At 55.5% G+C, this 11,957-nt stretch carries 11 protein-coding genes and 1 pseudogene; 8 read left to right on the forward strand and 4 right to left on the reverse strand.

Annotation, left to right across the window (positions count from 1 at the left end; all coding sequences use genetic code 11):
• Positions 1–501: 501 nt before the first annotated feature.
• The 5 genes from LQ952_RS13780 to LQ952_RS13800 all read left to right on the forward strand — a co-directional run bounded on the left by LQ952_RS13780 (position 502) and on the right by LQ952_RS13800 (position 5,140).
• Positions 502–825, forward strand: coding sequence for a trypco2 family protein (locus LQ952_RS13780; RefSeq protein WP_238623204.1), 324 nt, complete (start codon positions 502–504; stop codon positions 823–825).
• Positions 826–947: 122 nt separating this feature from the next.
• The gene (locus LQ952_RS13785) at positions 948–2,630 is read left to right on the forward strand and encodes an ATP-dependent nuclease (protein WP_238623205.1); all 1,683 of its coding nucleotides are present in this window, start codon (positions 948–950) and stop codon (positions 2,628–2,630) included.
• Between the two features lie 180 nt (positions 2,631–2,810).
• The gene (locus tag LQ952_RS13790; protein WP_238623206.1) at positions 2,811–3,848 is read left to right on the forward strand and encodes an IS630 family transposase; all 1,038 of its coding nucleotides are present in this window, start codon (positions 2,811–2,813) and stop codon (positions 3,846–3,848) included.
• Positions 3,849–3,881: 33 nt separating this feature from the next.
• Positions 3,882–4,481 (forward strand): hypothetical protein, encoded by a 600-nt coding sequence (locus LQ952_RS13795; protein ID WP_238623207.1) that lies wholly within the window; start codon positions 3,882–3,884, stop codon positions 4,479–4,481.
• A 95-nt stretch (positions 4,482–4,576) separates the two neighbouring features.
• Positions 4,577–5,140, forward strand: coding sequence for a GNAT family N-acetyltransferase (locus LQ952_RS13800; protein ID WP_238623208.1), 564 nt, complete (start codon positions 4,577–4,579; stop codon positions 5,138–5,140).
• Between the two features lie 260 nt (positions 5,141–5,400).
• On the opposite strand, the gene LQ952_RS13805 is transcribed toward LQ952_RS13800, so the two are convergent.
• From LQ952_RS13805 to LQ952_RS13820, 4 genes are all read right to left on the reverse strand, one after another.
• Positions 5,401–5,652, reverse strand: a complete 252-nt coding sequence (locus LQ952_RS13805) for a hypothetical protein (protein ID WP_238623209.1) — start codon at positions 5,650–5,652, stop codon at positions 5,401–5,403.
• Positions 5,649–7,808, reverse strand: coding sequence for a fatty acid oxidation complex subunit alpha FadJ (gene fadJ / locus LQ952_RS13810; RefSeq protein ID WP_238623210.1), 2,160 nt, complete (start codon positions 7,806–7,808; stop codon positions 5,649–5,651). Before fadJ ends, LQ952_RS13805 begins: the two co-directional genes overlap by 4 nt.
• Entirely contained in the window at positions 7,808–9,121 is a 1,314-nt protein-coding gene (fadI, locus tag LQ952_RS13815; protein ID WP_238623211.1) for an acetyl-CoA C-acyltransferase FadI, read from the reverse strand. Before fadI ends, fadJ begins: the two co-directional genes overlap by 1 nt.
• A gap of 207 nt (positions 9,122–9,328) precedes the next feature.
• Complete coding sequence (locus LQ952_RS13820) at positions 9,329–9,604, reverse strand: type II toxin-antitoxin system TacA family antitoxin (RefSeq protein WP_238623212.1); 276 nt, start codon at positions 9,602–9,604, stop codon at positions 9,329–9,331.
• 759 nt (positions 9,605–10,363) lie between these two features.
• On the opposite strand from LQ952_RS13820, the gene LQ952_RS13825 reads away from it, so the two are divergent.
• The 3 genes and pseudogenes from LQ952_RS13825 to LQ952_RS13835 all read left to right on the forward strand — a co-directional run.
• Positions 10,364–10,702: a zinc ribbon domain-containing protein YjdM gene (locus LQ952_RS13825; protein WP_200176632.1), complete on the forward strand. Its 339-nt coding sequence runs from the start codon at positions 10,364–10,366 to the stop codon at positions 10,700–10,702.
• Positions 10,703–10,919: 217 nt separating this feature from the next.
• A pseudogene (gene rhuM / locus LQ952_RS13830) lies at positions 10,920–11,261 on the forward strand (RhuM family protein); the annotation flags it as partial.
• 99 nt (positions 11,262–11,360) lie between these two features.
• The coding region (locus LQ952_RS13835) for an AlbA family DNA-binding domain-containing protein (protein WP_238623214.1) at positions 11,361–11,957 on the forward strand (597 nt) is incomplete at its 3' end.

Consider the following 11,957-nt stretch of genomic DNA (forward strand, 5'->3'; position numbering starts at 1 on the left):
TCCACCGGCAGCCACCGCCGCGCCGCGCAAGGAAGCGTCCGGGTATCCTTGTCCCCGATGCCGGAAAGGTCGTTTGCATGTCATTGCCGAAATATCGCGTCCTGTCCCATGTCCCACGCTCGAGGTACGACGATGTTAAGTGATTGAAAAATAGCGGGTGACGGAGCAGGCTGACAACGGCCTCCGGAAAGGCCGGGGCTGAGTGCGGGCAAAACATTGAAACCGGGCCAACAATCAGGCTATGTTCATTCAAAACACACCTGCCAAGGATCCCCCAGCATGGCTCCACAGTGGCCGAAGGAACCCGCACAGGTAATCCACACCTGCCAAAGCGCCGCTCATGGCCTGCTTGGCCCGCCGCCAACAATACAATCCCCATTATAAGGATGTGCGGTACATGGCTTCGTCCAACAGACGTTTATCCGCCATGCTGCGCACAGCGGATAAACGCTTATATGTTATGAGTTGTGGCCCTACAGATATCTAAAAGGTGAATGAAGTATGGAGCTCAAGGATTTCGTGAAAGAATCAATCAAAAACATAATGGATGGAGTCTCAGAGGCGCAGGCTGAGGTACGTGGCGGAAAAGTTGCTTCACGCTTCGCCGGTGGATCTCTTGGGTGGTATGAATCAGGGCTAAGCAATCGTCAGTTGATTGATTTTGAAGTATCTGTAAACGCAGTTGAGAAAGAAGGAAGTGAAGCGAAATTGAATGTGGTTGCCGCCGTAGTTGGTGGAGGGATAAAAGGTGATAGTTCGACTTCCTCAAGCCATACAGCCAAGCTTCAGTTTAAGGTCCCTGTAGAGTTTCCGGAAAGCTCATAACAATCCAAGGCAGCGAGACATATTTTGCTTCGCTGCGCTCAAAACGCAAAATATGCCCCTGCTTGGGGCGTTAGATTTTTAATGATTCAGCCTAATAAATTTCTGTTTTTAGGAATATTGATATGCCAGAAGGGTTAAGTAAACCATCGGCTTTCATCAGCGAAATGACATTTTCTGGTGGAGACAAGTTTGTACTTAAAGAAAATGAGAAGGTTATTATTGTTGGCCCTAACAATAGTGGCAAATCTCAATCACTGCGGGAAATACTTTCTATTTGCCAAAATGGAGTCAAACCGAGCAATCTGGTAGTCACCGACTTGGCAGTATCGAAGTCTGGCGATATCAAAGTGCTTCGTGATTTTCTGGCGAATAATGCCGATTTAGTAGACGAAACATATAGGTTTGAAGATTGGCAGATTAGAGAGAATCATCTTCAATTTTGGCAGCAACCTTTTTTGATTCGAGGTTTAGCAGGTGGTTTTGTAAGGAAGATTGCTGCGGATGATCGGTTAAGAATTTGTGACCAACAAAACAGTATCGCGCCCGGAGACCAAAAGTCTAAGCCGCAGCATGTGCTTTATGATGATGAAGTACTGATGAAAAAAATAAGTGGGCTGTTTAGCCGCGCATTTGGCAAATACCTTATGTTCGATTTTCGCGGTGGCAGTAAGCTACCAATTCATGTAGGAGAAATTCCGGAAATCGAAAATGTAACTGATCGGGTTAGCAATACCTATGTGAATGCTGTAAGAGAGAATCCCTTGTTAGATAAACAAGGTGATGGCATGAAAAGCTATGCGGGCATTCTTTTCGAAGCTGTTGTTGCTAATCGCAACATAACGCTAATTGATGAGCCAGAAGCATTCTTGCACCCGCCACAAATGAGACGATTGGGGGAGACTCTATCTTCAGAGGTTAAAGGTCAGTTGCTGGTTGCCACACATAGCAGTGATATTATGCGCGGATTTCTAGAAGGCACTCAGGGGAATGTTCGTATTCTGCGTCTTCGCAGAGAGGGAAATACAAATTTGGTTTCTGAAGCATCTCCGGATGTTATAAGGGAACTTTGGGAAAAGCCTGAGCTTCGTTACTCGAATGCACTTGAGGGAATTTTTCACGAGCAAACTATTATCTGCGAAGATGACAGTGATTGTAGGCTGATAAACTCAGTCGCTGACTACATTTCTACTACCTCTACTGATTTGTGGCAAGATACTTCTTACGTCCCTACTGGCGGTAAGCATGGGGTTCCAAAGGTCGCAAGTGTACTGCGCCAGATAGGTGTTCCTATTAAGGCTGTTTTTGATATTGATTTTTTGGCAGAGCGAAGCTTAGTGGAAGCTACCGTCAACGCGTTTGGAGGTGTATGGGTTGATATCGAACCTCTTTGGAGTCGTGTAGATGCTGCAGTTAGAGATGGAGTTCAACCAAAGACTATAGAGCAGATCAAATTGGATATTGTATCTATATTGGAACAATCGGAGCCAGACAAGCTACCAAAAGGTGATGTAATAGAGGCAATGAAGCAAGGGAAATCTTGGTCTGAGGTGAAAAAATATGGTTCACGCGGAATACCGAGAGGCGATGCACAGAAGGATTATAACGATTTGAGGGGGAAGCTAGAGGACATCGGGATTTACCTTGTTCCTGTTGGTGAAATAGAGAATTTTTGTCCAGAAATCGGCAGCCATGGTCCCAAGTATGTCACCAAACTCCTATCAACAATACCACTAAGCGATGATCGTCTAGAGGATCTTCGGAGGTTTGTTGAGGTTGTGCATAAGGGCCGTCATGCGGCTTTATAGAAAAATTGCGGCGGTGTATCGAGCATACAAATCTAACAAATCGCTGCTGTCGGACAAATTTTACGCTGCGCTCCAAATTTGCCGCAGAGCGCGGCGCATCTGGCCGGGTGAAAGTCCTGGCATGGAAAGGGTTATTAACCAGGCAACTAAATAGATCCATATTGTGCTATGATTTGATGCATGAAAAAAGATGATGCCAGAACCCTACACCCTGCGGCGCAGGAAGAGAAGCGCAAGACGGCGGTTCGTCTTTCCGAGAACGGCTTGAGTCAGCGCGAGATTGCAGAACAGCTGGGCGTTCATTATCAGACGGTAGGCCGCTGGTTGGCAAAGTATCGCGAAGGAGGTGTGGAGTCGTTGCTTCGCCAACAACGAGGTCGCCGTCTGGGTTCTGGTAGACAGCTGGCACCGGATGAAGAAGCCGATCTGCAAGAACTACTAAGGCAGCACACGCCTGATCAACTGGAAATGCCCTATGCCTTGTGGTCGCGAGAAGCGGTACAGGAGTTGATCAGGCAGGAGACCGGGTTGCGGATGCCGACTCGTTCGGTGGGTGAATACCTCAAGCGGTGGGGATTCACAGTGCAAACGCGAAAGAAACAAGCCTATGAGCAGCGCGCGGCAGATGTGCAACAGTGGTTGGCGGTGGACTATCCCCAGATCCAGAGCCGCGCCAAGGCGGAACGGGCGGAGATCCACTGGGGAGACGAGACGGGGTTGAGGACGGACTGCCAGCACGTGCGTGGCTATGCACCCAAGGGTCAAACGCCGGTGTTGAGGCAGAACGCCAGGCGTGCATCCATCAATCTGATCTCGACGGTGACCAATCAAGGCAAAGTTCGTTTTCGCATTTATGAAGACAACATGAATGCGGATTTGCTGATCGATTTCATGAGACGCCTGATCAGGGGAAGTGAGTGCAAGATATTTCTGATTCTGGACAATCTCAAAGTTCATCATGCGCGCAAGGTCAAAGTATGGCTAAGCGATCATTCGGCTGAGATCGAAGTCTTTTATCTACCACCGTATTCTCCTGAGTTGAATCCTGATGAATATCTGAACTGTGACCTGAAAGCAGGCGTTCACAAAGGTCCGCCAGCGCGAAACAAGGATCAATTGAAACAGAAAGCACTGTCTCATCTTCGCAAACTGCAAAAACTGCCCAAGCGGGTTGCGAGCTATTTCCGGGCTGGATCCATTCAATATGCAGTAGTGTAGCTATTTAATTGCCGGGTTAATAAGGAGGCTTCATTGGAACTTGATATAAACTTACAAAGTGAATTGATCTCCGCTATTTCAGCATTCACTGCTGGTAAATCGTGGTACGAAAGCCCAGCTATTATCGCTTTGGTTTCGGGCTTTTTGGCAATCATGGGTGGAGTAATATCTAATTGGGCTAACTTAAGAAGCGAAGATCAAAGGAATAAAGCCGAGCTTGAAAAGGTTGCTATCGAATTCGAGATACGTAAGAAGGAGAAGGTCTACGATTGTCAGCTCAAAGCACTAACTGAGCTCTCAATAATAAATCATGGACTTACTCCTACCGCTTGGCCTAGCAGAGAGTATGATGCACATGAGGCCAGTGAGGAAATTGTATTTGGAATGTCAGGCCTTATTGACCAACTAGATACTTTTTTAAAAAAATATAGCTATGCACTCCCAGAGTCAGTGTTGGATAAGATTAGGGGCGTTATATTTGAATGTAATGAAAATCACTGGGGCGCATCAACGGCTGAAACTCCAGATTACAGGCCGTCAAAGAGAGAAATTCAAGCAGCGGAATCGATTGTCGAGAATCTTTCTCAAATAATCAAATATTTTAAAAAGATGCTCGGCGTGGAGAATCCATAATAAGCGGCATGATGGCGACCACTTTTCCGCCGCTTTGCGGCTCCAAATCGGCGTGTGTGCCGGGCGTTAGCGCGAGCATGCAAGGGAGTTAAACATTGCTGAACTATTTGCGAGGATTGATCGGGGGCAAGAAAGAAAAACCCGATGCACGAGTTGATGGAACTAAAATCGGTAATCCCAACGCGGGTCTGCATCCTGCCGAATTGGCTGACATAAAGTTTATTTTTGACTCGATACAGAGAGAAGCCAACGCAGGCCATTTTAACTCCGACCTTCTTTTTCCGATTGCACACCCCGGGCTTTACAAACAAATATTCGACAGCATCACCACAGGATGCAGCCCAACGTCTAGTGGCCAAGTCCCGTCGTGGTTCTACGTGTCGTTTGACGCTGGCGTGAGGGCGGGCTTTTACTGGCTAATAGAAGAAAGATCCAACTTGTTCGAGCTGTACATGGTCGCAGTAGAACCGAGCTTTCGGAATAGAGGCATTGGCAAGTCAATCTTGGAGCATGTAAACGATCGAATTCCAATTGGCGCAAAAATAAAGGCAAGGCTTTATAGGCCATCTGCAATAATGCTAAAGATGCTGGTCGCGGACGGTTTTGCTAGAGACGTGAAGCAAGGAAAAGCAATAATTCATGTTTCAAAAAAATGCTAATCGGATAGCCGGGGGTTTTTCTCCCCCGACATCATCTAGGGACAGGCATTCATGAGTCATCTTGAGTTTTTTGGTGGATTTTTCGGTTGATTACCCATTACATCGAGTGCCCCTGTTCCGGGTTTCCTCCAGTTTCCGGCTCCTGAGCCACGACCGTGTCCTGATTTCCGTCGATATCTACCCCGGCGATGAGCAGCGTCCAAGGACAATCCTCGGCACATGACCGCAGAGAGGAACCATTGAGACAGGGGGGAGGGCTATCAGGCCACTGATCGTCGTCGCTGTTGTCGGTACAGGGCCTCGAACTGCGTACTTTGTGCTAGCCACTGATCCGGGGTGAGTCCCAGCCGCTGCAGGATCGGGGGTAGGGTATTGGCGATGACGCCTTTCTTTCTCGGGTCGATGGCCCGACCGGTGTAGTCCACCAGGGCCAGATAATCCTCGAAGGCAAACGGGATGCCGGGTTGTTCTCGTTCGGCGAATGCGCCTTCAAACGGCAGCAGCGGTTTCACCGGACCGATCCCACTGAAGGGCATGGCCGTGCCGGTGAAGCACCGCCATCCCCCTCCAGCACCTTCTCCAGCCCGGGTGCCGGCTCGAAGCGGTCCCCGTGACGGCTTTGCAGTTCGTTCAGGCGCTTTGCCACCGCTTTCGGTCCCCGCCGGGCCAGTTCATGGAACGGTCCGCCCAGGAAGGGGGGGAATCCGATGCCGAAGACGGCTCCGATGTCTCCGTCCCGCCGGTGACGGATGATGCCTTCCTGGTGGCAACGGACCGCCTCGTTGATCATGGGCAGCACGGTGCGGTCGATGATTTCCTGGGCCGGCAGGCGTTGCCCGGGCTGTACCCCCAGTTCGGTGTAGACCGCTGCATCCACCTTGGGGGCACCGCGCCCACGGCGATCATGGCGGTAGAATCCCTTGCCGGACTTGCGGCCCTGACGCCCCTGGGCCAGCAGGCGCTCGCCCGCCGGTGAGGGGCGCATGCGTTCACCGAAGGCTTCGTGCAGGATGGGTCCCACCTTGCCGCCCACGTCCAGCCCCACCTGATCCAGCAGGGCGAAGGGCCCCATGGGGAAGCCGAACCGCACCAGGGTGGTGTCGATGTGGTCGATGGGCACGCCCTCCATGAGCAGATGGCAGGCCTCGTTCAGGTAGGGGGCGAGGATGCGGTTGACGTAGAACCCGGCCCCGTCCTGAACCACGATCACCGTCTTGCCCTGGTCCCGGCCCAGGGCCACGGTGGTGGCGATCACTTCCGGATCGGTGCGGTCGGTGACGATCACTTCCAGCAGGGGCATACGTTCCACCGGCGAGAAATAGTGCATGCCGATGACCCGTTCCGGCCGCCGGGCCGGCGCGGCGATCTGCGCGACGGGGATGGACGAGGTGTTGGTGGCAAAGATCACTGTCTCCGGGCAATGGGCCTCCACATCCGCCAGCATGCGGTGCTTGAGTGCCAGATCCTCGAACACCGCCTCGATCACCATGTCCAGACGACCAAAGCCGCTGTAGTCCAGGGTGGGGGTGATGCGGTTCAGCTGGCGTCCCGCCTCGAAGTCGCTTAGCCCCTGGCGCCGCTGCCGGGTCCGGATTTGGCGATGGACATGGCCCATGGCCTCGTTGAGCCGTTCGGCGCTCACGTCCTTGAGCCGTACGTTCCTGCCGGCCTGGGTGCTGGTGACATGGGCAATCCCGGCCCCCATCAGGCCCGCGCCCAGCACGCCCACGGTCCGCACCGGACGAGGGGTGGCCGACGGCGAGGTGACCGGGGCCTTTTTCAGGGCATTGCCGGCCAGATACAGGGACATCAGCGCCTCCGCCTGGGGCGTCATGGCCAGGGTCCCGAAATGCCCGGCCTCGGCGGCGAGCCCCGCCCGCCGACCGGATTCCAGGCCGGTGCGCACGGCGTCGATGATGCGTTCCGGGGCCGGGTAGTTGCCCTGGGTGCGGGCGTGTACCCGCTTGCCGACCTGCCGGTAGACCAGGTGTCGCCCCAGTGCGTTGTTTTCCAGCAGGCGCTGGTGCCAGGCCCTGCGGCGGCGGGTCTGTTTCCCGTCCGTCAGGGCCTGCACCCGGGCACGGGCCGCCTGCATCAGCAGGGGCGGGGGCACCAGTTCATCCACCAGTCCCTGCCGCAGGGCCTGGCGCGGGCGCAGCTGGCGTCCGGTGAGCATCATGTCCAGGGCCTGGGGCAGGCCCACCAGCGGCGGCAGCCGTTGGGTGCCGCCGCTCCCCGGCAGCAGGCCCAGCTGCACTTCCGGCAGGCCCAGGCGGGTGGCGTCATGATCCGTGGCCACCCGGCCGTGACAGGCCATGGCCAGTTCCAGTCCGCCGCCGAGACAGGGGCCGTGGATGGCGGCCACCACCGGCACCGGGAAGCCCTCCAGTCGGTCGAACAGGGCCTGTCCGGCGCGGGCCAGGGCGGCGGCGTCCTCGGCGCTGTCGCAGGCGGACAGCATGCGGATGTCGGCCCCGGCGATGAAGTTGTCCGGCTTGCCGCTGGTGATGATGACGCCCCGCAGGGTGTTGTCCCGTGCCAGGGTATCCAGCAGGGCGCCGCATTCGTCCACCATCTCCGCCCGGAGTACGTTCATGCGCTCATCGGGCAGGTCCACGGTGATGACGGCCACGTTCCGGTCATCCTTCTGCATGTGAAAGGCATTCATCAGTTCACCTCCAGGATCAGGGCTGCGCCCAAGCCGCCCGCGGCGCAGGCGGTGGTCAGCGCCAGTCCGCCGCCCCGGCGGCGCAGTTCGCGCAGTGTCTGGATGATCATGCGTCCCCCCGTGGCGGCGAAGGGATGGCCGTAGGCGATGGAGCCGCCCAGTACGTTGAAGCGATCCGGGTCCACCTCGCCGATGGGGGTGTCCCGTCCCAGGACCTCCCGGGCAAAGCGCGGGCACCGCCATTGTTTGAGATTGGTGAGTACCTGGGCGGCGAAGGCCTCGTGCATCTCCACCAGTGCCAGGTCTTGCAGCCGGATGCCGGCCCGGTCCAGGGCCAGGGGGGTGGCATGGGACGGACCCATCAGTCCGTCGTTGAAGGGGTCGATGGCGGTGAAGGCCCAGCCGCGAATGAAGCCCAGGGGGTCGAAACCCAGTGCCCGCGCCCGGGATTCGGTCATCAGCAGCAGGCTGACGGCGCCATCGGTGAGCGGGCTGGAATTGGCGGCGGTGACCGTGCCGTGGCGACGGTCGAACACTGGCGGCAGGCGTGCCATGTGTTCCAGGCTGGTATCGGGTCGCAGGGTGTTGTCCCGGGTGATCACTTCCCGGAAGGGGGGCACGATGCCGGTCATCACCTCGGCTTGCAGGTGTCCCGCCTCCCAGGCCTGGTGGGCCTTGTGGTGGGAAGCCACCGCCAGGGCATCCTGCTCCGCCCGTCCGATGTCGTGATTGCGGGCCATCTGTTCGGCGATATCGCCCATGCGCAGACCGGTGGAATAGTCCGCCACCGCCGGCGGGTTGGGCAGCAGATGCCCGGGGCGGATGTCCTTGAAGCAGCGCAGCTTGTCCAGCAGGGAGCGGGCCTTGCTGGCCCGCATGAAGGCGCGGGCCAGGGGGGCGCTGAGCTGAAGCGGCAGCACCGAGGTGGAATCGGCGCCGCCGGCCAGTCCCACCTGGATCTCGTTGCGGGCGATGGCGGCGGCCACGTCCACGGTGCTCTGCAGGCTGGTGGCGCAGGCGCGGGAGACGCTGTAGGCATCGGTTCCTGCAGGCAGGCCAGCGCCCAGCACCACTTCGCGGGCGATATTGGGGGCCTGGGGGAGGATCCCCACCTGACCGTAGACCACCCGTTCCACCAGCGCCGGGTCCAGGTCCGTGCGGGCCATCAGTTCGCTGGTGACCAGAATGCCCAGATCAATGGCGGACAGGTCCCGGAAGGCGGTGAGTTGCCGCGCAAACGGCGTGCGCAGCCCGGCCACCACCGCCACGCGCTGGCCGGGTCGGGTGGGTGCGGGGTTGGGTGTCTTTTTCATGCGAGTTCCCTTGGTGTGACGTCGGCCTGCCGTGGACACCCTGGAGCGATCCCGGCGGCATCATGGTTTGATAATCATCAAGGGGAACTCTAACAGTCGTTTGAATGAATAGGCAAGCCGGACGTGTGGTGCCCTGCCCGGCGTTAGCGGTCCCTTGAAACCAGCCGTCCGTGCGTCGGCGTCAAGCGGACGGATGGAATAAGTCATTTACTGCACATGCTGGGTGTGGCGCGCAAACGCGCGCTGCAACGCCGGGTTGGCTGTGGCCGGCGTATCCAGTGCATCCAGGAAAGCCGCGAAATCATCCTGAGACAGGGTGATGGCTTCGTGCGCCTGCACCACCGCCCGCGCCTGCTCGACCGCGTTCCGAAGCACAAATTCAGACACGCTCATATGGGCATAGGCCGCAGCTTTGTCGAGCAAGCGGCGCATCTCCTGATCGCAGCGGATGTGCAGGCGGGTGTTTTTGGCAGGAGTTGGCATGGCGGCCTCCGGATGTTTACTTTGTCAAATGTGCGCCATTTGTGCGCACATCATCAAGATGGAGCCGTGTCCAAGGACAATCCTCGGCACATGACCGCAGAATGGAAACCATTGAGACAGGGGGGAGGGCTATCAGGCCACTGATCGTCGTCGCTGTTGCCGGTACCGGGCCTCGAACTGTGTACTCCGTGCCAGCCACTGATCCGGGGTGAGTTCCAGCCGCTGCAGGATCGGGGGTAGGGTATTGGCGATGGCGCCTTTCTTTCTCGGGTCGATGGCCCGCCGCCGACAGCGGATTACTGCAGGGAGGAATCGTTCTGGAAGACGTCTTCGATGCTTTCAGCGGTGAGGATGTTTGTCGATCCACTGGGATAATCGAGCTTCAGTGGCCTGCTGGACATGCTGTTGGCAGTACAATCCTGGCCCGGGCGCCGAATTTGCGCTCGATGAGGCGCAGCATAGCCGGTCACTGCGGGTGCTGCGCAGGTTCTCATCGATGAATGAGCCAGCTACGGGCTGGGGCTCACCGGCCATCTTGTCGGTGAGGGCCTTGGGAACTTAAAGCTACTCCTTCTAACCAGCAATATTGGTTGGTAGCGTTACTCCGTCAGTTCGGGCAAGAAGGTGTGGTAGTTCAAGTCACGGAGTCAGGCCCTTGTAGGCTCAGCTAAACCTAAACGTACGCACATCAACGTACGCACATCAACGTACGCACATCGATGGCAAGTGTTTTCCGATACGACATTTGAGAGTTGACTGATGAGTAATTTACCTAATTGTCCAGGTTGTAAATCCAGCTTTACATATGAAGATAGAGGCGCTTTAGTTTGCCCTGAATGTGGCCATGAGTGGAAGGCAGGAGAAGGTGAGGAGCAATACGCTGGTATAGTAGTAAAGGATTCAAATGGAAACTTGCTGAGTGATGGTGACACAATTACTGTGATTAAAGATCTAAAAGTTAAGGGAACGTCCCTCGTGGTAAAAGTTGGAGTCAAGGTCAAAAACATCAGGTTGGTAGATGGTGATCATAATATTGATTGCAAAATCGATGGCATCGGTCCAATGAAGCTCAAATCTGAGTTCGTTAAAAAGGCATAAAGAAGGACATGGCCGTGCCAAAGCTAGCGGAAAAAAGAAAAATAGTTGATCAGGTATCTGAGCTTTTGGTTCAATGTCAAGAAGTTCAGTCCATGTATCGCAGTAAGCTTCATGCGCTTTCCGAGCTCAAACAATCCATGCTACAAAAGGCCTTTTCGGGCGAGCTGACAGCAGACCCGATAAGCCTCAACGATGCTCTCAGGGAGGAGCCAGTCACATGACCCAGGAACACCAGACACCGATTATCATCTACGACGCAGCCAACACGGCCGTCGAGGTCCGTCTGGATACGGATCAGGAGACGGTTTGGCTCTCACAACGGCAAATGGCTGACGTCTTTGATACCTCGACGGACAATATCGGCCTGCATCTCAAGAACATCTACGCTGACGATGAACTGTTGGAAGAGGCAACTACCGAGGAATCCTCGGTCCTTCGTCAGGAAGGCCAGCGGCAGGTTCGGCGGCACGTCAAGCACTACAACTTTCACGCGATCATTTCATTCGGCTGCCGGGTCAACTCAGGCCGTGCCGTCAAGTTCCGCCGGTGGGTGAACCGCCCAACTTGTAAGAATTTCTTACCAGTTCAACTCGAAAGCGAGCTTGAGCATGAAGCAACTGTCCGGAATTTCTGGATGGTTCCGCAGAACGGGTGACTCATGAATCCCCAGCGTGATGTGGACCTGATTAATGAGTTACTGGCGATTGGATCGGAGACATCTTGGCTGGAGTTCAAAAAAGACAATGTGGATCCGGACAGCATCGGTGTCCGCTGCTCGGCCCTTGCCAATGCCGCCCGACTTGCCGGCAAGGACCGGGCCTATATGCTGTGGGGTGTGGAAGATCAGAGCCTCAGAGTTATTGGCACTGTCTTTAACCCAGATACTCAGAAGGCGCATGGTCAGGAATTGGCGTTCTGGCTCGCACGCCAGCTCCAACCGAGTGTTGCATTCGAGTTCAGGACGGTGGTTCACCCTGATGGGCAGATACGACTGCTGGAAATTCCCGCTGCCACGTCGGCGCCAGTCGCTTTCAAGAATATTCCGTATATCCGGATTGGCAGCGCCACGCCAAAGCTGACCGATTACCCGGAACGCTATCAACAGCTGATCGAGAAGCTTCGTCCGTATACTTGGGAGCATGCGCTGGCCAGGCAATATGCGACCGGTGATGAAGTGCTCGAATTACTTGATTACAGCAGCTATTTCAAGCTGACTCGGCAACCCTTGCCAGATAACAGAGCGGGAATTTTTGAA

This window comes from Ectothiorhodospira lacustris (assembly GCF_022227785.1).
Taxonomy (GTDB): Bacteria; Pseudomonadota; Gammaproteobacteria; order Ectothiorhodospirales; family Ectothiorhodospiraceae; genus Ectothiorhodospira; species Ectothiorhodospira lacustris.